The sequence below is a fragment of the Neoroseomonas terrae genome, from assembly GCF_018129025.1.
Classification (GTDB): Bacteria; Pseudomonadota; Alphaproteobacteria; order Acetobacterales; family Acetobacteraceae; genus Neoroseomonas; species Neoroseomonas terrae.
Map to the genome: position 1 here is coordinate 80582 of NZ_JAAEDI010000011.1, position 23144 is coordinate 103725.

21 protein-coding genes and 1 riboswitch are annotated in these 23144 nt (G+C 70.6%); of the genes, 3 read left to right on the plus strand and 18 right to left on the minus strand.

The window, feature by feature from the left end; translation table 11 throughout:
• Positions 1 to 42: 42 nt before the first annotated feature.
• The 6 genes from GXW78_RS11490 to GXW78_RS11515 all read right to left on the minus strand — a co-directional run bounded on the left by GXW78_RS11490 (position 43) and on the right by GXW78_RS11515 (position 5640).
• Positions 43 to 510 carry a lysozyme inhibitor LprI family protein gene (locus GXW78_RS11490; protein WP_246522081.1) on the minus strand — a complete coding sequence of 156 codons (468 nt, stop codon included), beginning with the start codon at positions 508 to 510 and terminating at the stop codon, positions 43 to 45.
• Complete coding sequence (locus GXW78_RS11495; RefSeq protein WP_211868868.1) at positions 510 to 1358, minus strand: fumarylacetoacetate hydrolase family protein; 849 nt, start codon at positions 1356 to 1358, stop codon at positions 510 to 512. The genes GXW78_RS11490 and GXW78_RS11495 overlap by 1 nt, the downstream gene beginning before the upstream one ends.
• A gap of 85 nt (positions 1359 to 1443) precedes the next feature.
• Entirely contained in the window at positions 1444 to 2193 is a 750-nt protein-coding gene (locus tag GXW78_RS11500; RefSeq protein ID WP_211868870.1) for an SDR family oxidoreductase, read from the minus strand.
• Positions 2194 to 2264: 71 nt separating this feature from the next.
• Complete coding sequence (locus GXW78_RS11505) at positions 2265 to 4055, minus strand: IlvD/Edd family dehydratase (protein WP_211868872.1); 1791 nt, start codon at positions 4053 to 4055, stop codon at positions 2265 to 2267.
• Positions 4056 to 4171: 116 nt separating this feature from the next.
• Positions 4172 to 4516, minus strand: coding sequence for a hypothetical protein (locus GXW78_RS11510; protein ID WP_211868874.1), 345 nt, complete (start codon positions 4514 to 4516; stop codon positions 4172 to 4174).
• An 80-nt stretch (positions 4517 to 4596) separates the two neighbouring features.
• Positions 4597 to 5640 (minus strand): alpha/beta hydrolase, encoded by a 1044-nt coding sequence (locus GXW78_RS11515; RefSeq protein WP_211868876.1) that lies wholly within the window; start codon positions 5638 to 5640, stop codon positions 4597 to 4599.
• 113 nt (positions 5641 to 5753) lie between these two features.
• Here GXW78_RS11515 and GXW78_RS11520 point away from each other — a divergent pair, with 113 nt between their 5' ends.
• The gene (locus GXW78_RS11520) at positions 5754 to 7136 is read left to right on the plus strand and encodes an MATE family efflux transporter (RefSeq protein WP_211868878.1); all 1383 of its coding nucleotides are present in this window, start codon (positions 5754 to 5756) and stop codon (positions 7134 to 7136) included.
• A gap of 20 nt (positions 7137 to 7156) precedes the next feature.
• Here the strand turns inward: GXW78_RS11520 and GXW78_RS11525 are convergent, their stop codons facing one another.
• The 4 genes from GXW78_RS11525 to GXW78_RS11540 form a co-directional block, all read right to left on the minus strand.
• Positions 7157 to 7783: a class II aldolase/adducin family protein gene (locus tag GXW78_RS11525; protein WP_338147732.1), complete on the minus strand. Its 627-nt coding sequence runs from the start codon at positions 7781 to 7783 to the stop codon at positions 7157 to 7159.
• The gene (locus GXW78_RS11530; protein WP_211868880.1) at positions 7780 to 8058 is read right to left on the minus strand and encodes a hypothetical protein; all 279 of its coding nucleotides are present in this window, start codon (positions 8056 to 8058) and stop codon (positions 7780 to 7782) included. Before GXW78_RS11530 ends, GXW78_RS11525 begins: the two co-directional genes overlap by 4 nt.
• Positions 8034 to 9569 (minus strand): UxaA family hydrolase, encoded by a 1536-nt coding sequence (locus tag GXW78_RS11535; protein WP_211868882.1) that lies wholly within the window; start codon positions 9567 to 9569, stop codon positions 8034 to 8036. Before GXW78_RS11535 ends, GXW78_RS11530 begins: the two co-directional genes overlap by 25 nt.
• Positions 9570 to 9654: 85 nt before the next feature.
• Positions 9655 to 10524: a TauD/TfdA dioxygenase family protein gene (locus GXW78_RS11540; RefSeq protein WP_211868884.1), complete on the minus strand. Its 870-nt coding sequence runs from the start codon at positions 10522 to 10524 to the stop codon at positions 9655 to 9657.
• Between the two features lie 138 nt (positions 10525 to 10662).
• A riboswitch (TPP riboswitch) is annotated at positions 10663 to 10771 on the plus strand.
• Between the two features lie 85 nt (positions 10772 to 10856).
• Here GXW78_RS11540 and GXW78_RS11545 point away from each other — a divergent pair.
• Positions 10857 to 12434 (plus strand): ABC transporter substrate-binding protein, encoded by a 1578-nt coding sequence (locus GXW78_RS11545; RefSeq protein ID WP_211868887.1) that lies wholly within the window; start codon positions 10857 to 10859, stop codon positions 12432 to 12434.
• 222 nt (positions 12435 to 12656) lie between these two features.
• Here the strand turns inward: GXW78_RS11545 and GXW78_RS11550 are convergent, their stop codons facing one another.
• The 4 genes from GXW78_RS11550 to GXW78_RS11565 form a co-directional block, all read right to left on the minus strand.
• Positions 12657 to 13001 (minus strand): SMR family transporter, encoded by a 345-nt coding sequence (locus GXW78_RS11550; RefSeq protein WP_211868889.1) that lies wholly within the window; start codon positions 12999 to 13001, stop codon positions 12657 to 12659.
• Between the two features lie 5 nt (positions 13002 to 13006).
• Positions 13007 to 13894 (minus strand): EipB family protein, encoded by an 888-nt coding sequence (locus GXW78_RS11555; RefSeq protein WP_246522071.1) that lies wholly within the window; start codon positions 13892 to 13894, stop codon positions 13007 to 13009.
• A gap of 33 nt (positions 13895 to 13927) precedes the next feature.
• Positions 13928 to 15730: an aspartate--tRNA ligase gene (gene aspS, locus GXW78_RS11560; protein WP_211868891.1), complete on the minus strand. Its 1803-nt coding sequence runs from the start codon at positions 15728 to 15730 to the stop codon at positions 13928 to 13930.
• A 147-nt stretch (positions 15731 to 15877) separates the two neighbouring features.
• Positions 15878 to 16828, minus strand: coding sequence for an aldo/keto reductase (locus GXW78_RS11565; RefSeq protein ID WP_211868893.1), 951 nt, complete (start codon positions 16826 to 16828; stop codon positions 15878 to 15880).
• Between the two features lie 117 nt (positions 16829 to 16945).
• On the opposite strand from GXW78_RS11565, the gene rnd reads away from it, so the two are divergent.
• Positions 16946 to 18145: a ribonuclease D gene (gene rnd / locus GXW78_RS11570; RefSeq protein ID WP_211868895.1), complete on the plus strand. Its 1200-nt coding sequence runs from the start codon at positions 16946 to 16948 to the stop codon at positions 18143 to 18145.
• Positions 18146 to 18438: 293 nt separating this feature from the next.
• Here rnd and GXW78_RS11575 read toward each other — a convergent pair whose 3' ends face one another.
• The 4 genes from GXW78_RS11575 to tssG all read right to left on the minus strand — a co-directional run bounded on the left by GXW78_RS11575 (position 18439) and on the right by tssG (position 23142).
• On the minus strand, positions 18439 to 19443 hold the full coding sequence (locus tag GXW78_RS11575; RefSeq protein WP_211868897.1) for a hypothetical protein: 1005 nt from the start codon (positions 19441 to 19443) through the stop codon (positions 18439 to 18441).
• 10 nt (positions 19444 to 19453) lie between these two features.
• Positions 19454 to 20146 (minus strand): OmpA family protein, encoded by a 693-nt coding sequence (locus GXW78_RS11580; protein WP_211868899.1) that lies wholly within the window; start codon positions 20144 to 20146, stop codon positions 19454 to 19456.
• 64 nt (positions 20147 to 20210) lie between these two features.
• Positions 20211 to 21713, minus strand: a complete 1503-nt coding sequence (locus GXW78_RS11585) for a class I SAM-dependent methyltransferase (RefSeq protein ID WP_211868901.1) — start codon at positions 21711 to 21713, stop codon at positions 20211 to 20213.
• A 319-nt stretch (positions 21714 to 22032) separates the two neighbouring features.
• Complete coding sequence (gene tssG, locus GXW78_RS11590) at positions 22033 to 23142, minus strand: type VI secretion system baseplate subunit TssG (RefSeq protein WP_211868903.1); 1110 nt, start codon at positions 23140 to 23142, stop codon at positions 22033 to 22035.
• Positions 23143 to 23144: the final 2 nt, after the last annotated feature.

The following is a 23144-nucleotide window of genomic DNA, read 5'->3' on the forward strand; positions in this document are numbered from 1 at the left end:
GGTGAGGTTCGGAGAGGGGCCGAGCCCCTCTCCGACACACCATCACCGCCGCTGCTGCTGCCGCTGCTGAGCGGCCGGCGGCGACGGCGGCGCGAGCAGCTGCTCGATTTCCATCGTCCGGCTCAGGTCGAACTGCAGCAGGCAGGCCGCCCGGTCCGCCGCGGATTCCGTGCCGCGATCCGGGTTGCTGCCGGCGAAGTCGCACCGCATGTCACGGTAGGTCACCCATGCCGCCTGCACCGCCGCCAGCCTCTCCCGGCGTTCGGGGTTCGTCTGGGTCCCGAGCAGGCGTTCCACCGCCGTTTCCAGCCGCGGGCCGACAACGGTGCGCTGGCTGTCCATGCAGCGGGCCACCAGTGCCATATCCTGCGCATTGCCGACGCAACTGCGGATGTTGCGCTCGACCTGCTGCGCCAGGTCGTCGGGGCGAGGCGCCGCCTGGCTGCGCTGCTGCTGCGCGAAGGCCACGCCCGGCAGCAGCAACGCCAGGGCGACTGCGGCAACGCGCATCACGACGACGCCACGACGTTCTGCTTCTGCTCACCGAGCCCGGCGATGCCGAGCGTCATCACCTGGCCCGCCTTGAGGAAGACCGGCGCCGGCTTCTTCCCCAGGCCAACGCCGGGCGGCGTGCCGGTGAAGATCACGTCACCCGGGTTCAGCGTGATGCACTGGCTGACATAGGCGATGAGCTGCTTCACGCCGAAGATCATGGTGCGGGTGGAGCCGTCCTGCTGGCGGACGCCGTCCACGTCACAGAACATGGCGAGGTTCTGCGGGTCGGGCACCTCGTCCTTGGTCACGAGCCACGGGCCGAGTGGGCCGAAGGTGTCGAAGCCCTTGCCCTTGTCCCATGTGCCGCCGCGCTCGGCCTGCCATTCGCGTTCCGAAACGTCGTTGCCGACGGCGTAGCCGGCGACGTGGTCCAGCGCATTCTCCTCGGACACGTATTTCGCGCGCGTGCCGATGATGATGGCGAGCTCGACTTCCCAGTCGGTCTTCACGCTGCCGCGCGGGATCACGACGTCGTCATTCGGGCCCTGCAACGCGTTCAGGGACTTCAGGAAGACGATCGGCTCCTTCGGGATCGGCGAGCCGGTCTCGGCGGCGTGGTCGGCGTAGTTCAGGCCGATGCAGACCAGGTTCCTCATGCCCGTCACCGGCGGGCCGAGGCGGGGATTTCCCGATACCGTCGGCAGCGTCGCGGGGTCGAGCGCGGCGAGCTTCGCGAGCCCGGCCGGCGACAGCGCCTCCCCGGCCAGATCGGCGACGACGCCCGACAGGTCGCGGATGCCGCCCTCGGCATCGAGCAGGCCCGGCTTTTCCTGACCCGGCGGTCCATAGCGCAGGAGCTTCATCGGCGTGTTCCTGATACTCGTTCGTTGATGGCCCAGCATGCCAGGGCGGCGGGCCTGCCGGAAGGGCGGCGGCCGCAGGGCTGCCCTACAGCGTCCAGCCGCCGTCGATGACGATGGCCTGGCCGGTGACGAAGGTGCTTTCCGGGGCGGCGAGATAGACGACGAGGCCGGCGATCTCCTCGGCCGTGGCGAGCCGCCCCATCGCCTGCCGCGCGACGAAGGCGGCATGGGCCGCTTCGACCGAACCGGCCGCCGTTGCATTGGCCGCGATACGATCATGCAGGGATGGCGTGTCGACCGTGCCGGGACACAGGCAATTGCAGCGGATGCCCTGCGCCACATACTCCGTCGCGATCGACTTGGTCAGCCCGATCACCGCCGCCTTGGTGGTGCCGTAGAGGAAGCGGTTCGGGGCGCCCTTCACCGAGGAACAGGCGGACGCCATGTTCACGATCACGCCGCCGCCGCGCTCGATCATGCCGGGCAGCACGGCGCGCGCCATCTTCCACATGGCCCGCACATTCAGCGCGAAGGCGACGTCCCAGTCATCGTCGGTGCAGGTCAGGATGGTGTTCTGGTGGACGAAGCCCGCGCAGTTGAACAGCACGTCGATCTGCCCGGCTTGCTTCGCCGCGCGCTCGACGGCCGCATCGTCCAGCACGTCGAGCGGCTGGTGGAGGATGCCACGCACCGCCAGGTCGCCCACCTTGCGCGCGTCGCGGTCGGTCGCGATGACGGTCGCACCCTCCGCCGCCATGGCGAGGGCGGCGGCGCGCCCAATGCCCTGACCCGCCGCCGTCACCAGCGCGCGCTTGCCTGCCAGCCTGCCGGGCATCCCCATCCTCCCCCGATTCGCCGCCGAGAGTGGGTGTCGGCGGCCGCAGGCGTCAACAAATCGCTGGCGCGTCAGTGGTTGTGCCGGCTCTCGCCCCGCGTCTCGAGGATGTTGAGGTACAGCGTCGCCGGCTCCAGGCAGCCGCCGGTACCGAGGCTGCCGACCGAATTGCGGTAGATCTCCTCCCACGGCGTCTTGTTCGGCAGGTCGGGCTGCTTCCAGGCGGCGCGCCGCGCGGCGAGTTCTTCCGCCGGGATCAGCACATCCACCTTGCGGGTATTGAGGTCGATGCGGATCGGATCCCCATTCTTCAGCAGCGCCAGCCCGCCACCGACCGCCGCTTCCGGCGAGACGTTCAGGATCGACGGCGACCCCGACGTCCCGGACTGCCGTCCGTCGCCCATCGTCGGCAGCGCGGTGATGCCGCGTTTGATCAACGTCGCGGGCGGCTGCATGTTCACCACCTCCGCGGCACCCGGATAGCCGACCGGGCCGCAATTGCGGATCACCAGGACCGTCTTCTCGTCGATGCCGAGGGCGGGATCCTCGATGCGGGCATGGTAGTCCTCCGGCCCCTCGAAGACGGCGACCTTGCCTTCGAAGACGTCGGGCGGGTTCGACAGGAAGCGCTCGCGGAACGCCTTGTCGATGACGCTGATCTTCATCACCGCATTGTCGAACAGGTTGCCGGAGAGAACGACGAATCCGGCGCGTTCCTTCATCGGCTTCGACAGCGGGCGGATCACCTCGGGGTCCGGCGGCGCCACATCGGCGAGATTCTCCGCGACGGTCTTGCCCGTCACCGTCATCACGTCGCCATGGATCAGCCCCGCATCAAGAAGCTGCTTCATCACCACCGGGATGCCACCGGCGCGGTAGAAAGCCTCGCCCAGGAAGCGGCCGGCCGGCTGACAATCGACCAGCAGCGGGATGTCCGCGCCGACACGCTGCCAATCCTCGACCGTATGCTCCACACCCATGTGCCGGGCGATCGCGACCATATGGATCGGGCAGTTGGAGGACGCGCCGATGGCGGAGGCGACGGCGACAGCGTTCTCGAACGCCTTCTTCGTCATGATGTCGGACGGGCGGAGATTTTCCTCGACCATCCGCACGATGCGCTTGCCGGTCTCATAGGCCATCTGCGCGCGCTGGCGGTACGGCCCCGGGATGGCGGCGCAGCCCGTGATGGACATGCCGACCGCTTCGGCCAGCGAATTCATCGACAGCGCCGTGCCCATGGTCGAGCAATGCCCGACGCTCGTCGCACTCGCCGCCACCATCTCGATGAAGGTGTCGTTGTCGATCTCGCCGGCGGCGAGCTTCTTGCGCGCTTCCCACACGATGGTGCCGGAGCCGGCGAGGCGCCCCTGCCAGTACCCATCCAGCATCGGCCCGCCCGACAGCGCGATGGCCGGGATGTTGACCGTCGCGGCACCCATCAGCTGCGCCGGCGTCGTCTTGTCGCAGCCTGTCGTCAGCACCACGCCGTCGATCGGGTAGCCGTGCAGCACCTCGACCAACGAGAGGTATTGCAGGTTGCGATCGAGCGCCGCGGTCGGCCGCTTCAGGGTTTCCTGGATGGGATGGATCGGGAATTCCAGCGGCACGCCGCCCGCGTCGCGAATGCCCGCCTTGACGCGATCCGCCAGCGCGATGTGGTGGCGGTTGCAGGGGGCGATATCGGAACCGCTCTGCGCGATGCCGATGATCGGGCGGCCCGACTGCAGCTCATCCCGCGTCATGCCGAAATTGAGCTGCCGCTCGATGTAGAGAGACGTCATGCCCGGATCGGCCGGGTCGTCGAACCAGCGCTGGCTCCGCAGCTTGAACGGCCGCTTGGTCTGGTCGTGTTCCGCCATGACGCTCTCCTCCGCTGCCTTGGAGGAGAGCGTGGGTCGCGGCCGCCGAAGCTGTCAATCGCGGCCCACGGGAGCCGTGGGCACGAAGCGGTGCATCGTGCCGGGTCCGCCGCCCATCAGGGGAAGTTGATGTCCGTCAGCTCGCAGGTGTTGATGTTGCGCCGTTCCACCGCCCGCCCGCCGTCGACGACGATGCGGATGTCATTCTGGCACTGGCCATTCGGCAGGCGCACCACGAAGGACTGCCCCGCCGCCAGCACGTTGGTGCCGAGCAGATCCTGCCCCCAGTTGCTGTCCTGGGAGGAGGAGACATAGAGCTCCATGATCGTCTCGTTCGACCGGTTGTTCAGCCGGAACGACGGATCCGTGGTCTGCGCATGCGCCGCACCGGCGATGCCGAAGGCGAAGGCGGTGGCAGCGGCGACGGCACCAAGGCCGAACAGGGCGCGACGAGTGGTCATGCGGGTTGTCCCGTGGAAGGCCGCCGGATCGGCGACCGTGGCACCCTGCGCCCGCAAGCCTTACGCGGCAATGAAGGCCTTCACGCCGCCGCTTCCTCCAGGAAGCCCTGCACCGTCTGGAACAGTGCACCGCGGTTGCGTTCCATCAGCATGGTGTGAGTGCCCTCACCGAGCATCACCAGCCGCTTGCCCGGGCTGTTCACCAGCAGCGGGAAGATAGCCGTCGCCATCGCGGGCGGCGTGTCCCGGTCCCATTCGCCCACCACCAGCAGCGTCGGCGCTGTCACCTTGGCCGGGTCCCAATAGGGTCGGCCGGCCTGATTGTACTCCCGGCTGTCGAGCAGCACGCCGTTCGGCGCGCGCAGCACCTGCGGGTTGCGGCGCATGCCCTCGGGGTCGGTCGCCCAGGTGACGCCGGCCCAATGCTCGAACCAGCCGGGCGGGATCAGGCCGGCGCGCTTGTCCTCCGGCACGCCGTTCAGCCAGCGCTGACGCGCCTGCGCCTGCGTCACCTGGCGGTAGGCACCGAGCGAATCGCCGGCGCCGGCGGCAGCCGGGCTCGCGCCCTCCCGCAGCCAGGGCGGGGCGAACAGCACCAGGCGTTCCACCAGACCCGAATTGTCCGCCGCGAAGCGGCCCATCAGCGTGCTGCCCCAGGACCAGCCCATATGGATGATGCGCGGCACGGAACGGTGGCTGCGGATGAAGGCCGCCGCCGTGCCGATGTCCGAAACCGCGACGTCCCCGCGCACGATCGGCGCGTTCGCCTCGGGCGGCTGTGACATCTCCGGCGGTCGCGTGCTGCGACCATAGCCGCGGATGTCCATGCACCACACGTCGAAGCCGCGGCCGGCGATGTAGTCCATCCAGGACAGCCCGCCGAGCGGGATGTCGAAGGCGGTATGCGCGGGATAGGTCGCCCCGTGCACGATCAGCAGCGTCCTGCCGGGCGCATAGGTCGTCATCGTCTCCGGCCGCTTGTTGCGCAGGAAGATCTCGATGCCGGCATCGCCGGCCGGGACCATGTATTCCTCGGTGACGATCGCCGCGGTCTGCGCTTGGGCGGCGGCACTCGCCAGCAGCGGCGCGATCATCGGGGTGGCGAGCAAAGCACGTCGATGCATGTCGGCCTCGTTGCGGTCGTTGGGCGCAGGATAGCGCGCGGGCCGCCGCCGCGCACCTGACCGTCCGGCGGCGCCGGGTCGCGCCGCCCCCATCGCCGCTGTACACCGCTGCGATGGATGCCGGAACAACCACCACGGCGCGGCCGGGCCCGGCCGTGGAGGCCCGCGCGACGCTCGCGCTCGCCGGCCCTATCGTGCTCACCAACCTGTCGCAGATGGCGCTGGTGCTGACCGAATCGATGCTGCTGGGGCGGCTGGGCACCGAGGCGCTGGCGGCCGGCGTGCTGGGGTCGAGCCTGTTCTTCGCGCTGCTGGCCCCGGGCTTCGGGCTGGCACTCGCCGCCGCGCCGCTACAGGCGCAGTGCCGCGGTGCCTCGCGGCTGCCGGGCGGTGCGGGGCGTGGGTGGGTGCGCGACATGCGGAAGGGCACGCGCGCGGCGCTGTGGGCCTCGGCGCTCGCCATCCTCGCGACCTGGCCGGTGATGTGGAATGCCGCGCCCGTGCTGCGAGCCCTGGGGCAGGACCCGACGCTTGCACTGCTGGCGCAGGACTACGCCCGCGGGGCGATGTTCGCCATGCCGAGCTTCTGCGCCTTCGTCGTGCTGCGCGGCTTCCTCGCGGCGATGGAGCGGCCGGCGGCGGCGATGTGGGTCTCGCTCGCGGCCGTCGCGCTGAACCTGCCGGTCGCCTGGGCGCTGATCTTTCCCGCCGGGTTCGGCGTGCAGGGGGCGGGGCTCGCCGTCGCGATCGTGGACGCCGCGATGCTCGCCGCGCTGCTGCTGGTCATCCATCGCGACCGTGTGTTCCGCCGCTTCCGGCTGCTGGGCAGGGTCTGGCTGCCGCGGCTCGCACCGCTGAAGGAGGTGGCGCTGGTCGGGCTGCCGATCGCCGGGTCCATGCTGCTCGAGATCGGGGTATTCAGCGCCGCCGCCTTCGCCATGGGCTGGTTCGGCGCCGTGGCTGCGGCGGCACACGCCATCGCGATCCAAACCGCCTCCGCCACCTTCATGGTGCCGTTGGGCGTCGGCCAGGCGGTGACGGCGCGCGTCGGGCTGGCTACCGGAGCCGGGGACCTGCCGGGCGCACGCCGCGCCGGCTGGGTGGGGATCGGGCTCGGCGCCGCGTTCATGGCCACGATGGCAGTGCTGCTGATCGTGGCGGCGCCGGGCATCGCCGGGCTGTTCCTGGACCCGACCCTGCCCCGCGCCGTCGAGGCGACGGCACTGGCGGCAACGCTCCTGGTCGTGGCCGGGCTGTTCCAGCTCGGCGACGGCATCCAGGTGGTCGCCGCGGGCGCCCTGCGCGGGCGGAAGGATACCAGGGTGCCCATGCTGCTCGCGGCGCTCGGCTACTGGGGGATCGGACTGCCGAGCGGGCTGGCGCTGGCCCATCTCGCCGGCTGGGGACCGGTCGGTGTGTGGCTCGGGTTGTTCATCGGCACCGGGATCGTGGCACTACTGATGCTGGGTCGGTGGCGGCGGATGGCGGCGGCGTAGGCCCGGAACCGGACCTCCGCTCACCGGCCATACGCCGCGAACTGCGCCGCGGCCTCTGCCAGGTCGCGCTGCTTCAGCAGCACGGGCCTCAGCCCCGCTGCCAGCAGGTCCAGGTACTGTCCCGCGAGATTCTCCACCTCCAGCGCCAATATCACCGCCGCCTCCAGCGTGGCGGCGCACGCGACGACGCCGTGATTGGCGAGCAGCACCGCGCGCCGGCCCTTCAGCGCCGTCACGCAGTTCCGCGCGAGCGCCTTCGTACCGAAGGTCGCATGCGCCGCGCAGCGGATCGGCCCACCGGCGAGCAGCACCATGTAGTGAAAGGCCGGAATCCCCCGCCCTGCGCAGGCCAGCGCCGTCGCGCGCGGGCTGTGCGTGTGAACCACGGCGCCGAATTCGGGCCGCGCGGCGTAGATCGCCGCATGAAGGCGCCATTCGGAGGATGGCTGCCGCTGCGCGCCGGCCGCAGGCGTGCCGTCCAGACCAAGGTGCACCGGATCGGCCGCGGTCATCCCCGCATAGGGCAGCCCGGCCGGGGTGATAACGAAGCCGGTGCCGTCACCGATGGAGAGATTGCCCGATTTCGACGGCATCATCCCGGCCGCGTCGAGGCGCTGCGCCGCGGCGACGAGGTCGGCGGCGCTCACGCTGACAGGGCACCGGCGATGGCCGCCAGCATCAGGCAGCCGATCGCATAGCACCACCGCTTCAACGTCGCGCGCATATGCGGGCGCGCCGCCTCCGGCACGCGGCTCGACACGAAGAACCAGTCCCAACCGTTGAACAGCAGGCGCGCGCCGCCGATGCGGACGGCTTGATACGCCGCGACGAGCGCCGCCAGGGCAAAGACGCCCGACGCGGCGGCGAACAGCCAGGCGATCACGTGCAACACCGCACTCACATCGTCGCGCCCAGCACCCATGGCGCGAATTCCTGCGCCCCGAATCCCATCGCCTCGCTTTTGGTGGGTTCGCCCGACGCCGTGCGCAGCATCAATTCGAAGATGCGTTCGCCGCAAGCAGCGACGCCTTCCTCGCCGGCGACGATGGTGCCGCAGTTGATGTCCATATCCTCCGACAGCCGTTCATACATCGCCGTGTTGGTCGCCAGCTTGATCGACGGCGCCGGCTTCATCCCGAACACCGACCCGCGCCCTGTCGTGAAGCAGACGAGGTTGGCACCGCCCGCCACCTGCCCCGTCGCCCCCACCGGGTCGTAGCCCGGCGTGTCCATGAAGACGAAGCCCTTGGCGGTGACCGGCTCGGCATAGCGATACACGTCGACCAGATTCGTCGTGCCCGCCTTCGCCATGGCGCCGAGCGACTTCTCGAGGATCGTCGTCAGCCCACCGGCCTTGTTCCCTGGGGATGGGTTGGCGTTCATCTCGGCCCCTTCGCGCGCGGTGTACCCCTCCCACCACGTCATCACGTCGACCAGCTTCTGCCCGACCTCCCGCGACACGGCCCGGCGCGTCAGCAGGTGTTCCGCGCCGTAGGTCTCGGGCGATTCCGACAGGATCACCGTGCCGCCATGCCGCACGACCAGATCGGACGCCGCGCCGAGCGCCGGGTTCGCGGTGATGCCGGAATAGCCGTCCGACCCTCCGCATTGCAGCGCGACGCACAGTTCGGAGGCCGGCACCGGCTCTCGCCGCGCCTTGTCGGCCTCGACCAGGACCTCCTTCACGAAGTCCATCCCTTTCAGCACGGTCGCGCGCGATCCGCCGCTGTCCTGGATGTCCATGCTGCGCAGCCGCCCGGTCAGCTTCTGCTCCTCCAGCATCGGGCCGAGCTGGTTCACCTCGCAGCCCAGCCCGATCGCGATGACGTGGGAGAAGTTCGCATGTCGCGCGAAGCCCGCGAGCGTTCGCCGCAGCACGCGCAGCGGCTCGTCCATCGTCATGCCGCAGCCGGTCTTGTGCGTCAGGGCGACCACGCCATCGACCTGCGGCCAGTCGGTCAGCGGGTCGTGGCCGGTGATCGGGTTGCGCTCGAACTGCCGCGCGATCAGCTCCGCGACGTGCGCCGAGCAGTTCACGCTGGTGACGATGCCGATGTAGTTCCGCGTCGCGACGCGCCCATCGGCGCGGCGGATGCCCATGAAGGTCGCAGGGGTGTCAACATAGGCGGTCGGCTTCGCATCGACGCCCCAGGCATAGTCACGCGAGAAGTCGCCCATCTCGCAGTTGTGGGTGTGGACCCAGGCGCCGGGTTCGATGGCATCCGTCGCGAAGCCGATGATCTGGCCGTAGCGGCGGATCGGTTCGCCCTTCCCGATCGGCCGGATCGCGACCTTGTGCCCGGCGGGGATGCGCCGCCCGCCCACGGTCACGCCCGGGGCGACCTGCGTGCCCGGTTGCAGGACGGTTCGCGCGATGACCACCCCGTCATCGGCGTGCAGACGGATCACGGGCGGCAGCGTCGTGGCGTCCATTGTCTCTCTCCCTGGTCGGGCGGGAGCCTACAGCATGATCCGCCGCCGTGGATCATGCGGTTTCGGGCGTCTGGTGTGCGGCGGGTCAGCCCGCCACGGTCGTGCGGAACATCAGCCGCTGGTGCCGCGCAGGATCGAACAGGCTGGCCGTGTGCAGCGTGGCCAAATTGTCCCACACGACCAGATCGCCCGCCTGCCAGCGATGGCGATAGACGTAGCGGTCGCGGGTCGCGTGCTCCATCACCTCGGCAATCAGGGCGTGGCCTGTAGCCGGCGGCAGGCCCTCGACATGGCTGATCACCGACGGGCAGATGAACAGCGACGGTCGCCCGGTGACGGGGTGGCGCCGCACCAGCGGCTGGGACACGGGCGGGAAGCGCCGCCGCGCCTCCTCCGACAGCCTCGGCCGGCCCGGCGTGTGGCGGCGGTTCCACTCGGACAGCGTGTCGAGATCGTGCACGCCGTTCAGCCAGGCGATGCGCGCCCGCAGCGCCGCGGGCAGCTCGGCATAGGCTGCGACGGCATCGAGCAGCCAGGTCTCGCCACCCTCGGGCGGGCAGATCACGCCGTAGAACAGCGAACAGAGGCTCGGCCGGTCGCGGAAGCTGCTGTCGGCGTGCCATTGCTCGACGCCGGTCGCGAAATTCGCCCGCATCCGGTCGTCCGCGTAGTTGCCGACGAGAAAGATCTCCGGATGGTCGGGATGCGTATGGGCCGAGGCCGAATGCATTTCCAGCGCGCCCAGGCGCCGGCTGAAGGCAACCAATGCCGCCGGATCGTTCGGAACGTTGCGCAGCAGCAGGAAGCGATGCTGGTGCAGCGCCGCGCGGAAGGCCCCGATCTCCGCGTCGGGGAGGTCGCCGTCGAGGCGGAAGCCGCTCAGCTCGGCGCCGAAGGTCGCACCCACCGGGCGCAGGTCGAGCATGTCGGGGTCAGGGGCGAGGCCGGCGCTCATGTACAGATCTCCAGAGGTCTGCGCAGGCCGGGACGGGCGTGATTGGGCGCGCTGCGGCGCCGCCCGCAGCATGCCGGGGGAGAGGCCGCGGCGCCAGCCATGCCCTTGCCGCCGGCGCCGAATGCGATCAATTTGATGACGGACACCTTGGGGAGCCCCGTCCGGGGGCTGAGAGGCGGGCTTCACCCGCGACCCATGGAACCTGATCCGGTTCGGACCGGCGAAGGGAACGGTGCCACCCGTTCGTCCGCGCGTTTAGCCCGTGAAGGGGGCCGTGCGCGCGGTCGCGCCGCGGGCGTCGTTCTCCATGCCGGCATGGAGGTACGAAGGTTATGCATCGCCGCGCCGTGCTTGCCGCCGCCCTGGCCACGCCCCTCGCGCGCGCCGCCGTCGCGCAGGATGCGCGCGGTCGCCTCCTGCGCTTCATGCCGCAGGCCGCCCTCGCCTCGTTGGACCCGGTGTTCAACCCGAGCACCATCATCACCACCCATGCCTATTGCGTGTTCGACACGCTCTACGGCGCCGACCGGTCGCTCACCGCGCGGCCGCAGATGGCGGAGGGCCATGTCGTCGAGGATGGCGACCGCACCGTGCGCATCCGCCTGCGCGACGGGCTGCGCTGGCATGACGGCGAACCGGTACGCGCCGCGGATTGCGTCGCCTCCATCAATCGCTGGGGCAGCCGCGACGGCTTCGGCGGGCTGCTGCTGCGCGCGACGGAGGAACTCGCCGCCGCCGACGACCGCACCATCGCCTTCCGCCTGAAACGCCCCTTCCCCGCCCTGTTCGACGCGCTAGCGAAGCCCGGCTCCTCCCCCTGCTTCATGATGCCGGAGCGCATCGCCAGCCTGCCGGCGGACCGCCCCCTCGGCGTCGAGCACATGATCGGGTCCGGCCCCTGGCGCTTCGTCGCCGCCGACTACGTGCAGGGCGCGCGCAGCACCTACGTCCGCAACGCCGACTACCGGCCCCGCAGCGAGCCCGCCGAGGCCGCGACCGGCGGCAAGGTCGTGCATTTCGACCGCCTGGAACTGATCTGGATCCCCGATGGCGGCACGGCCGCGGCCGCGCTGCGCACCGGGGAGATCGACTGGATCGAGTACCCCCTGCCCGACCTGGTCCCGGTGCTGGAACGCGATCGGCACACGAAGACGCAGATCTACGACCCGAACGGCTTCCTCGGCTTCCTGCGCTTCAACCACCTGCACCCGCCCTTCAACGACGTGCGGGTGCGGCGCGCGATCCGCGACGTGATCGTGCAATCGGACTTCATGTCGGCCGTCGCGCTGGAAGGGGACTGGCAGGAATGCCACGCCATGTTCCCCTGCGGCCTGCCCGACGTGGTGGAATTCCCCCCCGCGCCCCGTGGCGACGCCGCCATGGCCCGCGCGCGGGAGGCGATCCGCGCCGCCGGCTACAACGGTGAGCCGATCGTCCACATCAACCCGTCCGACTTCAACGCGGTGACGCAGCAGGGCCGGTTGACGGTCGAGTTGATGCGCCGCCTCGGGCTGAACATCCAGCCGGTCGAATCGGACTGGGCGTCGATCCTCGGCCGCCGCAACAACCGCAACCCGCCGGCACAGGGCGGGTGGAACCTGCACAACACCAACGGGCCGGCGGCGACCATCGCGAACCCCGCCGTCTCCTTCGCCATCCGCATGAACGGCCCGGCCGCCTGGCCCGGCTGGCCGGAGGATGCGGCGGTGGAGGAACAGGTGCAGGCCTGGGTCGACGCCCCGACGGCCGAGGCGCAGTCGGTGGCGATGCGGCGGCTTCAGGAACTCGCCTGGGACGCCGTGCCATTTGCGCCGACCGGCCTGTTCCGGCTGCGGACGGCCTTCCGGTCCGACCTGACCGGGGTGTTGCAGGGGCCGAACCCGTTCGTGTGGAACCTCAGGCGGGGGTGAACTGGATGAAGGTCGGAGGGGCCCTGCCCCTCCGAACCACCCCGCCAGGATGCTGGGCATCCTGGACCGCAATCTATTGGTGCCGGGCTTGGCGCGCGCGCCTCGGGCGCAGGGGCGGATTACGGCGCCGAGTCTGCCAGCGGCGCCCGGTACCAGGTTGAGGTTTGCAAAGGCCTTTCGGCCTTTGCTGGGGTGGCTTGGAGGGGCAAAGCCCCTCCAACCTCAGTGCGCCACCGTCTTCGAAAACAGGTTCACCACCAGCACCCCGGCGATGATCAGCCCCAGCCCGATCAGTGCCGGCGCATCCAGCGTCTGGCGGAACCACACCCAGCCGACCGCCGAGATCAGCACGATCCCGACGCCCGACCAGATCGCATAGGCAATGCCCGTCGGCATTGTCCGCAGGGTCAGCGACAGCGCGTAGAAGGCGATGCCGTAGCCGATCACCGTGATCACGCTGGGCCACAGCCGTGTGAAGCCCTCGGACGCCTTCAACGTCGAGGTTGCGATCACCTCAGCGACGATGGCGAGGCCAAGCCACGCATAGGCACTGCCTCCGGCCGCCACCGGGCTCAGCAACCGCCGGGCACGGGCTCGAGCTTCACCATCCGGCCGTCCACCGCGAATTCGCGGAAGTCCATCAGCAGCTGGTCGGCCACGCCGTTCTCCCAGTAGCGGAGGGAGACCTCATAGGACGGCGTCGTCGCGCCGCCGCCCTGCTGCTGCGCCTCACGGTCGAAGAAGGCGATTCGCATGCGCACCGAGCCGAGCGGCGAGAGCAGCGGGAACTCGGCGTTCTCGCGCGCCGCATCCCAAGCGGACAGCACCGTCGTCGTATCCTGCGACCCGTCGTCGGAGGTGCCGTCGAACAGCGGTCCGACCACCAGGCGCTGGCCGCTCCGCGCCGCGTTCAGCGCGATGATGGTGTGCCGGTTTGGCAGCATCGTGCCGGCGGGCAGGCGTTCCTCCTTCACCTCCGGCTCGCTGTAGCGGACCACGCCGGAACCGTCTGGGTTCAGCTCGGCTTCGCCGGCGATGCGCTGCGTGACCGCGCCCTGGGTCATCTGCGTCAGGGTGAAGCGAAGGTGGCGGCCATCCTTCGATTCGACCGTGGAGTAGTCGGAGGCGGTCTCGATCTCCGTCCCTTCCCGGTCGGTCAGGGTCAGGGTGAAGCGCTGGCGCGTCGCCCAGCCATCGCAGGCATCGACCAGCTCATAGATCATGCCGCCGCGCGCGCTGGTCAGGTTCCCGTCGCGGGACGGCGCGAGCGACAGCCGGTAGGCGGCGCGATGCGCCAGCAGATGCCGCGCCTCGATCGGCTGGCCCATCGGCACAGCTGCCGCCGCGGGGGCAGCAGGCGTGGCCGGCGCGGCGGGAGCAGGCGCCGCGGTCTGCGCCCCGGCCTGCGGCATCCCGAACAGCGTGCCGAGAACGAGGGCGGTAGTGATCGTCAGCCGCATCGCGGGCTCCTGCTCCGGGGTGGTTCGGCCAATTTAGGCAGTCTTGCTGCCCGGTGCACCCTTTGCCGGCGGAAGATCAAGCTTGATGTGAAGTTCCTTCAGCCGCGCCGCCGGCACCGGGGCCGGCGCCTGCATCATCAGGTCCTCGCCCTGCTGGTTCAGCGGGAAGAGGATGACTTCGCGGATGTTCGGCTCATCCGCCAGCAGCATCACGATACGGTCGATGCCGGGCGCCGAGCCTCCATGCGGCGGCGCGCCGTAGCGGAAGGCGTTCAGCATGCCACCGAAACGGTCCTCGACATCCTGGGCGGTGTAGCCCGCGATCTCGAAGGCGCGGATCATGATGTCCGGGCGATGGTTGCGGATGGCGCCCGAGGAGAGTTCCACGCCGTTGCAGACGATGTCGTACTGGAATGCCTTGATCTCCAGCGGGTCCATCGTGTTCAGCGCCTCCAGCCCGCCCTGCGGCATGCTGAAGGGGTTGTGGCTGAAGTCGATCTGCTTGGTGTCCTCGTTCAGCTCATACATCGGGAAATCGACGATCCAGCAGAAGCGGAACTCGTCCTTCGCGATCAGGCCGAGCTCCTCGCCGAGGCGGGTGCGGACCTTGCCGCTGAACTTCGGCGCCTCGTCCTTCTTGCCCGCGGCGAAGAACACCGCGTCGCCGTCGTTGAGCTTGCAGGCGCGGCGGATCGCCTCGACGCGGTCGGCTTCCAGGTTCTTGGCGATCGGGCCCTTCGCGCCATCCGCGGCGAACTGGATGTAGCCGAGGCCACCCGCTCCTTCCGCACGCGCCCATTCGTTCAGCTTGTCAAAGAAGCCGCGCGGCTTGTCGGCCGCGCCCGGCGCCGGCACGGCGCGCACGATGCCGCCGGCGGCCGCGATCTTCGCGAACAGCCCGAAGCCGGACCCCGCGAAGTGTTCCGTGACGTCGGTGATCCTGATGGGGTTGCGCAGGTCCGGCTTGTCCGAGCCGTATTCCAGCATGGCCGTGTCGTAGGCGATGCGCGGGAACGGCGCGCCATACACCTTCCGGCTGCCCGCGAACTCCTCGAACACCCCGGCGATCACCGGCTCGATGGCGGCGAAGACGTCTTCCTGCGTGACGAAGCTCATCTCGAAGTCGAGCTGGTAGAACTCGCCCGGCGAGCGGTCGGCGCGGGACGCCTCGTCACGGAAGCAGGGCGCGATCTGGAAGTAGCGGTCGAAGCCCGCGACCATGGCGAGCTGCTTGAACTGCTGCGGCGCCTGCGGCAGCGCGTAGAACTTGCCGGGATGGTTGCGCGACGGCACGAGGAAGTCGCGCGCCCCTTCGGGCGAGGACGCCGTCAGGATCGGCGTCTGGAACTCGGTGAAGCCCTGCTCGATCATGCGGCGTCGAATGGACGCGATCACGCCGGCGCGGAGCAGGATGTTGTTCTTCTGCTTCTCCCGCCGCAGGTCGAGGAAGCGGTAGCGCAGGCGCAGATCCTCGGGGAATTCCTGGTCGCCGGCGACCTGGATCGGCAGCACCTCGGCGTTCGACTGCACCTCGATCTCATGGACGCGGATCTCGACCTGGCCGGTCGGCAACTTGTCGTTGATGGTGCTGCCTTCCCGCAGCACTACCTCGCCCGTCACGGTGATGACGCTCTCGGGGCGCACCGCCTCTGCCCCATCGAACACCACCGACCCCGCGGGGAAGACGCACTGCGTCAGGCCGAAGCGATCGCGCAGGTCGATGAACAAAAGCCCGCCATGGTCACGCTTGCGATGCACCCAGCCGGACAGGCGCACGGTCTTGCCGGCATCGGAAGCGCGCAGCGCGGCGCAGGTATGGGTGCGGTAGGCGTGCATGATCGTCGAACCGTGCTCGGATGCGAGGGAGGGCGGCAAAGGGACCGAGCGGCCGCGCCGTGTCAAGGTTCACCCCTTGCGGCGACCGGTATCGGCCCGCCGGCCTGCTTAGTGATGAAGGCCCGGCTGCGGCCGGGCCCCTCCCCCTCACGCGCTCGCCGCGTCCAGCGCCGCCATATCCTCGGCGCCGAGCGTCACATCCGCGGCCTTCACCAGTTCCGCGAGCTGCTCCGGGCTGGTCGCGCTCGCGATCGGCGCCGTGATCCCCGGCCGGGCGATCTGCCAGGCCAGCGCGATCGCCGCCGGGCTGACCCCATGCTTCGCCGCCGCCGCATCCACCGCCGCGAGCACCGCCATGCCCTTGTCGGTCATGTGCTTCGCCACCGACCGCTCCCCCCGGACGCTTTTCCCGAGGTCAGCCGCCGTCCGGTACTTTCCTGTCAGGAACCCCGAGGCCAGGGAGGAGAAGGTGATGACCCCCACCTCCTCCGCCTTGCACAGCGGCAGCAGTTCGGCTTCCAGCCCGCGATCCATCAGGTTGTAGACCGGCTGGTGGCTCTCGAAGCGCGGCAGGCCCTGGGCGACGGACAGGTCCAGCGCCGCCTTCAGCCGCGCGGCGCTGTAGTTCGATGACCCGATCGCCCGCACCTTCCCCGCCTTGATCAGCGCCTGGAAGGCGCCGAGCGTGTCGGCGAGCGGCGTCGCCTCATCGTCCCGGTGCGCCTGGTACAGATCGATCCGCTCGATCCCGAGCCGCTTCAGCGAGGCCTCGGCCGCCGTCGCGATCCAGGCCGGGGACAGGGCCTTGCCCTTGCCGGGCATCTCCATCCCGCATTTCGTCAGGATCAGCACCTTGTCCCGCACGCCGGGGCGCGCCTTAAGCCAGGCGCCGATGATCGTTTCCGATTCGCCACCGGAATGCCCGGGCGCCCAGGCGGAATAGACATCCGCCGTGTCGATCGCGACCAGGCCGCGCTCCACGCAGGCATCCAGCAGCCGGAAGGACATGGCCTGGTCGGCCGTCCAGCCGAAGACGTTGCCGCCGAAGACGATGACCGGAACCTCGATCCCCGACCGGCCGAGCGCGCGCTGCCGCATGTCCATGATCCTTCCCCGATGGCGGCGGCAGCATGCGCCCGGCCGAGCGGTGCGGCCAGTCCCCTGGAACCCGCCTCGCCTTTCCCTCGCCGGCCCCGGGGTCTAAACCCATCGCCGATGACTAGACGCCCTGCCCACGCCCCCGCCACCACCGGCGAGGCGCCCCCCGCCCTGATCACCGGCACCGAGGAACTGGCCGCCCTCTGCACCCGGCTGCGACAGGAACGTTTCGTCACGGTCGATACCGAATTCATGCGGGAACGGACCTATTGGCCTGAGCTTTGCCTCGTGCAGCTCGCCGGCGAAGGGGAAGTTGCGCTGGTCGATGCCCTTGCCCCGGGACTTGATCTTGCCCCGCTCGGCGAATTGCTGGCCGACCCGGCAGTGGTGAAGGTGTTCCATGCCGCCCGGCAGGATGTGGAGATCTTCCTGCTGAAGTTCGGCGCCGTGCCCACGCCGCTGTTCGATACGCAGGTCGCCGCCATGGTCGCCGGCTATGGCGACCAGGTCTCCTACGACGCGCTGTGCCGGTCCCTCGCGAATGCGCAGATCGACAAGGCCCACCGCTTCAGCGACTGGTCGGCGCGGCCGCTCTCGGCCGCCCAACTCGCCTATGCCGCCGCCGACGTCACCCATCTGCGCCGGATCTACACGGCGCTGGACGGCAAGCTGCAACGGGAAGGCCGCCTCGCCTGGGTGGCCGAGGAAATGGCCGCGCTCGCCGATCCGGCAACCTACCGGCAGGACCCCGAGACCGCCTGGGAACGCCTGCGCCCGCGCACCGGCAACCGCCGCTTCCTAGGCGTGCTGAAGGCGGTCGCCGCTTGGCGCGAACGCGAGGCCCAGCGCATCAACATCCCCCGCCAACGGCTGGTGAAGGACGAGACACTGCTCGAGATCGCCGCCACCACGCCGGGCACGGCCGCCGACCTCGCCCGCGCCCGCGGCATTTCGGAAGGCTTCGCCAAGGGGAAGTCCGGCACCGGGCTGCTCGCCGCCGTGCAGGCCGGTCGCGAGACCCCGGACGAGGCGCTGCCGGAGGCTCCCAAGGAGCGCGCCGGGCCGCCCGCGTCACCGGCCCTGGTGGCGCTGCTGAAGGTGCTGCTGGCGGCGAAGAGCGAGGAACACAACGTCGCCCCGAAGCTCCTCGCGAGCGGCGACGACCTCGACCGGCTGGCCGGCGGCGACGGCGCCGACGTGGCGGCGCTGCAGGGCTGGCGGCGCGAGGTGTTCGGCGATGCGGCGCTGGCGCTGAAGACGGGGCGGCTCGCCCTGGGCGTCGACGGCAGGCGGGTGAAGCTGATCCGGGCGGGGTGAGGCCTTCCCGGGACCGGGATACGTCGGTGTTGCCGTTGGAGGGGCCTTGCCCCTCCAAGCCACCCCAGCAAAGGCCGAAGGGCCTTTGCAAACCTCCACCTGGTGCCGCGCGCCGCGGGCACAGTCAGTGCCGGCACCCGCCCTTGCGCAGGAAATCCGCCGGATAGGGGCCGCAGCACGTCTGTCTTGCCCGGCACCGGGCCGCCCGTGGCGTTGCGAAGCAACCTCCATGGCGGCCGATCGCGGGGTGCTTCGCGTCAGCAGCAGCGCCCCTGCGGCCTTTGGCGCCGCCCCTACCGCGGCACGCCGTCCCGCAGCGCGGCCCGCAACTCATCCGCCCGTGCCTCATCCAGCCCGGCATGGGCCGGGGTGAAGAAGCGCGTATCAGGGGTGAAGATCAGATAGGCCATCGCCTCGTTCATCATCACCTCCTCCAGCGAGGGGTCGTAGCCCTCCCGCTGCAGGAAGGCGCGGAAATGGGCGCGTTCGTCCGCGGTGAAGACCTCTCGCCACACGCGCCCGACATGGTCGGCGAAGGCGGTATTGGTGAAGAAGTGCCCGTGGCCGATCTCGTGGTGCAGGATCGCGCGCCGCATCAGTGGGTCGATCCGCGCGTCGAGGCCCGGCACGGAGAGAATCGCGATCGCGTCGCCCGCCGGCACCGTGGTGCGGATACGGGCAAGCTGGTCGCGCAGCCAGGTCTCACCCGCCGTCAGCGCAATGCCTTGCTGCGCCGCGAGGGCGAAGAAGCGGTCGATGTCGCGGCCGCGATAATTGTGGCCGTAGTAGTAGGTCGCCGGCGTCTCCCCGCTGCGGGCGATCGCGGCGGCGAGTTCGGCATCGTCCAGCACGCGGTCGCGCGGCGCGCCGGCCTTCTCGATCAGGGCCGCGACGCGGTTCATCGCCGCGCCCTGGGCCTCGAGGTCCGGGAAGTCGATCACGAAGACCCGGGGATTGTTGGCCAGGCTGAACAGGGTCGGGACGGCGGCACGATGCTCGCGGATCGTGTCCTCGGTCGCGGCAATGGCGGGCGGTTCGACGTACAGCGCCGCCGCCGGGACGATGGGCGGCGGGGGCGCGAGCGCGGCGGCCTCGGGCTTCGGTGGTGGATCCGCCGGGTCGGCGCCGCGCAGGAACCACAGCGCCGCCCCGGAACCCGTGACGGCCACCAGCGCACCCGCGGCGGCGATCAGCGCGACCGGCCGCCCCCTGCCTGCAGGCGCCGGCGGCCGGGATGGTGGCTGCACCGGCGCCGTTCCGGGCCGCGCGAGGCGGACCGTCGCGTCGTGGTCGGGCACGGCAGCTCCGTCAGCTGCCGATGTTGACGACCTGCACGCGCCGATTGCGCGCGTTGGAGGTCTGCGGCGGCGTCGGCACCAGGAGCTGTGATTCGCCGAGGCCAACCGCCACGAGCCGCTCTGGCGACACGCCGAACTGCGCGATCAGATACTCCCGGACCGCCGCCGCGCGGCGCTCCGACAGCCCCTGGTTCATCGCGGCATCGCCGACATTGTCGGTATGCCCCTCGATGCGGAAGCGGTAGCCGGCGAGGTCCTGCGAGGACAGCGCGCGTCCGAGCGGCGCCAGCGCACGCTCCGCGGCCGGCGTCACCGTCCAGGAGCCCGAGGCGAAGGTCACCGTGATCGACGCCGAAGGCGCCTCCGACGTGGTCTCGCGCACCGGCGCGCGGGCTGCGGCCTGGGCCGGCCGCGAGCTGCCGGTGGTGGGGGCGACAGTCGGCGCGCCCGGGCCTGCGACCGACGCTGCCGGCGGCTGGGCCGGCTGCTGGCCGTAGATCGGAGCGGGCTGCACCGGCGACGGCGTCGCCGGCGTCGAATCCACCGCGCCGGGAACGCGGATGCCGCGCGTCTGCCCACCGGCCTGCGGCCGCAGCCGCTCGATCAGGGACAATGCCGCGGGGTCGCTCTGCGCCTGGACGGCGGGGGCGGCGGTCACGAAAGCCAGCGCGGCGGCGCCGGCAAGAAGCAGCGAACGGGTCATACTCGGCCCTCCTTCGATGATTTCATGGATAGCACGCCAGAAAAGACGGCGCATCCGAAGCCGTTCACACCAGTCCTAGGCCACGCCAGGCCGGCAGCCGTATCGCGAGCAGGCGTTCGATGGCGGCGGTCGCATTCTCCATCACTTCCGGCGGCAGGCCGGGCGCGACGACGGCGGCGGCCAGCGTCCGCGGCTCCGGCGGCACGCCTCTCTGCAACTCCACGATCACGGCGAGGTCGGACGGCGAGGCGGCGACGGCACTGCCGAGAACCGGGGCCACGATGCCCAGCGACGCGCCGCTGCTGCCGCCTTCCCTCGTGTGGTTGTCCAGCAGCGCGGCATTGGCGCGCGCCGCACGCGCGGCGATCGCGGGGTCGCGCACGGTCGGCCGCCAGAGCGGGTGGGCGGCGCTGCTCTCGACCAGCATCACCGCAATCTCCAGCAGGCTGAGATCGCCGAGCCCCGGCAGCGACGCCAGCTCGCCGATGGTGCGCGGCCCATGCGCCAGGGCCTGGGCAAGGACCGCCTCATGCTCATCCTTCAGCGTCGCCTCGCCGGAGGCGGTGGTGACCGAGGTGTCGATCAGCTCCGGCGCCATGCCGAGGGCGACGGGGATGTCCGCCAGCGCCCGCGGCCCGGCAGGCCGGCGCCCGCGCACGAAGATGTCGGCGCGGAAGCGCCGCTGGAGGAACATGTCGAGCAGCGTCTCGCGATGGATGCCGGCCGGTGCGTTCTCGACGACCGCGCGCTGCGCGGGGGTGAGCTGCAGGGACGGCATGCTGCGCGAGGGGTTGGCACTGCCGCCGAACTCAAGCCGCGCCGGCGCCAGCGCCTTGGCCAGATCCACGTGAAAGGCGGGCCGCCAGAAGGTGGTCAGCCATTCATGCACCAGATAGGCCGGCGACCGCCGCGCGTTGTTCAGCATGTGCCCGAGCACATGCTCGTTCGGCAGGCTGTAGGCGCCGGCTTCGCGCATGGCCTCGACCGCCTCGAACGCGGCCATCGCCCGCTCATGCGGTTCGCCGGGCATCTGGCGGGCGCCTTCCTCGATCAGGCGCTGCATCACCACCGCATCGCTGAAGCCTGGCAGCGCATTGTAGCCCACCAGCACGACGCCGCCGGCTTTCACGCGGCTTTTCAGCAGGCGGACGATGCCGTCCCGCGCGCCATCGGGAACCCAGGTCCAGACACCCCACAGGATCACGACATCCGCTTCGGGCAGCTGCGCGGCGAAGCCCGCCTCGTCGAACTCCGTCAGGTCCATCTCGAGGAACCGGACATTGTCGATGCCGGCGGCGGCGGCGGCCTCCCGCGCCTCCACGATATGCACGGGCTGGAGGTCGATGCCGACCACGTCCCAGCCCGGATTGGCCGCGGCGAGCATTCGTGCCGTGACGCCGCGGCCGCACCCGATGTCGAGCACGGTGAGCCGCTCACGGTCCGCCGGCTCCCAATGCGTCTCCGCCAGCGCGAGCGCGAAGTGCAGCCGCGCCGGGGAGGCCTCGGGCTGGAAGGCCGTCACGTAGCGGACATCGGCAGCGCCGTAGCGCGACTTGGCGTCGTTCATGAGTCTTTGTTTGCCTCAAACGCCGGCGCCGGCATTCGCCGGCTTGGCTTACGCGCCCTGCACTGTTGCACAGGCGGCTGTTGACGGTCTCGGCGCGGTCGCGCCGTGCGCTCCCGGATCGAGGAAAAGCCTCGATCCGCGTCTTTGCGTGCCCTCAGACGTTGGGTGGCCTGCATCCGCGGGCCTTGCCTTCGCGCCATGCACTGGCGCGCCGGGGGCTGCTGGCAGTCTGGGCGCGGTCGCGCTTTGCGCTCCCGGATCGAGGAGAAGCCTCGATCCGCTGTTTCCGATGATAACGGGCATTCTCGGGTAGCGGGCGTCACACGACCTCCCGCGGCTCGAACACGGCGTCCCTGGCGTCGCCTTTGCGCGGCTTGGAAGCCCCCATCCAGGAGGTCCAGCCGAGCCTCGAGGTCGAACCCAGCGCGCCGCTCGGCACATCCGGCGCGCGCAGCACAAGGTTCACCGCAAACGCGGTGTCCGGCCCGACGAACAGCCGCGCGAGCTGCGTCACGCGCAGCCAGGCCGGCGTGCCGGGCAATAGCGAATCGAAGTCCGCCCGGTCGAGCGGCCCGAAGCGGATGATCACCCGCGCCTGCGGGTCCCAAACCTGGGCCCCCGCGGTGGTCGATACGCCGAGCGCGCAATGCTGTGGCGCCCCGCGCCCTTTCGGCATACGCGTCCGCTCCTCCTCCGGCAGGCGGATGAAGCCGCCGGCGAATTCCTGGACCTCGACGCGCAGCCCCGTCTCGGCCTCGAGCATCGCGCGTAGTCTCTCGGCGCTGCGGGTCCGGGCGGCGAGGTTGCCAGCGTGGAACAGCAGCGCCGCCTGCGGGATGCGGGTCCGTTCCTCAAGGTCCGGCGTGCCCATGCCGATCGCGGCGGAGAGTACCCGCGCCGTCGGTTCCGGGTTCCGCGTCGGCCGGTACTTCGCACCCGCCTTGCTGTAGAGGCCGGTCGTCCGCCCGCCGAGCATGTCGAGGAAGGCATGCAGCGCGAGCGAGCGCTTGCGTTGCTCGGCCGCCACCTGCGCGGTGTGGTGGCGCGGCAGCGCGCCGCCCGCGCCGATCAGGCCAAAGGTGCCGAGGGTGAGTTCGCCCTCCTCCGGCTTCGCCGCGATCACCGCGCCGGCCGGCATGGCGAGGCGCGCCGCGCTGCGGAGCACCAGGGCCTCCGGCTCATCGGCGGGCAGGCCGGAGGCGCGCAGCGTGACGGCGGTCGCCTGGTCGATGTCGAAGCGGGCGGGTTCGCGCTTCAGCCTTTCGATGGGCGACATCGGGGCAAGCAGCGGCGCCGGCGGGGGCTCGGGCGGCGGGCGGGCCGCTGCGGCCTCCTCGGGCTGCGCGACGGTCAGCTCGGTGATGTCAGCAATCGTCTCGGCCGCCGTCTCGGGCGCGGCGTCGGGACTGGGCCGGGCGGTGTCGCTCATGC

Coding starts and splice junctions, on each gene's coding strand:
- GXW78_RS11580 (WP_211868899.1), bottom strand. CDS start 20,146: ATGACCCGTTCGCTGCTTCTTGCCGGCGCCGCCGCGCTGGCTTTCGTG.
- rnd (WP_211868895.1), top strand. CDS start 16,946: ATGACTAGACGCCCTGCCCACGCCCCCGCCACCACCGGCGAGGCGCCC.
- GXW78_RS11555 (WP_246522071.1), bottom strand. CDS start 13,894: ATGCGGCTGACGATCACTACCGCCCTCGTTCTCGGCACGCTGTTCGGG.
- GXW78_RS11565 (WP_211868893.1), bottom strand. CDS start 16,828: ATGCGGCAGCGCGCGCTCGGCCGGTCGGGGATCGAGGTTCCGGTCATC.
- GXW78_RS11500 (WP_211868870.1), bottom strand. CDS start 2,193: ATGCCCGGCAGGCTGGCAGGCAAGCGCGCGCTGGTGACGGCGGCGGGT.
- GXW78_RS11545 (WP_211868887.1), top strand. CDS start 10,857: ATGCATCGCCGCGCCGTGCTTGCCGCCGCCCTGGCCACGCCCCTCGCG.
- tssG (WP_211868903.1), bottom strand. CDS start 23,142: ATGAGCGACACCGCCCGGCCCAGTCCCGACGCCGCGCCCGAGACGGCG.
- GXW78_RS11515 (WP_211868876.1), bottom strand. CDS start 5,640: ATGCATCGACGTGCTTTGCTCGCCACCCCGATGATCGCGCCGCTGCTG.
- GXW78_RS11535 (WP_211868882.1), bottom strand. CDS start 9,569: ATGGACGCCACGACGCTGCCGCCCGTGATCCGTCTGCACGCCGATGAC.
- GXW78_RS11520 (WP_211868878.1), top strand. CDS start 5,754: ATGGATGCCGGAACAACCACCACGGCGCGGCCGGGCCCGGCCGTGGAG.
- GXW78_RS11505 (WP_211868872.1), bottom strand. CDS start 4,055: ATGGCGGAACACGACCAGACCAAGCGGCCGTTCAAGCTGCGGAGCCAG.
- GXW78_RS11530 (WP_211868880.1), bottom strand. CDS start 8,058: ATGGGTGCTGGGCGCGACGATGTGAGTGCGGTGTTGCACGTGATCGCC.
- GXW78_RS11495 (WP_211868868.1), bottom strand. CDS start 1,358: ATGAAGCTCCTGCGCTATGGACCGCCGGGTCAGGAAAAGCCGGGCCTG.
- GXW78_RS11585 (WP_211868901.1), bottom strand. CDS start 21,713: ATGAACGACGCCAAGTCGCGCTACGGCGCTGCCGATGTCCGCTACGTG.
- GXW78_RS11540 (WP_211868884.1), bottom strand. CDS start 10,524: ATGAGCGCCGGCCTCGCCCCTGACCCCGACATGCTCGACCTGCGCCCG.
- aspS (WP_211868891.1), bottom strand. CDS start 15,730: ATGCACGCCTACCGCACCCATACCTGCGCCGCGCTGCGCGCTTCCGAT.
- GXW78_RS11510 (WP_211868874.1), bottom strand. CDS start 4,516: ATGACCACTCGTCGCGCCCTGTTCGGCCTTGGTGCCGTCGCCGCTGCC.
- GXW78_RS11490 (WP_246522081.1), bottom strand. CDS start 510: ATGCGCGTTGCCGCAGTCGCCCTGGCGTTGCTGCTGCCGGGCGTGGCC.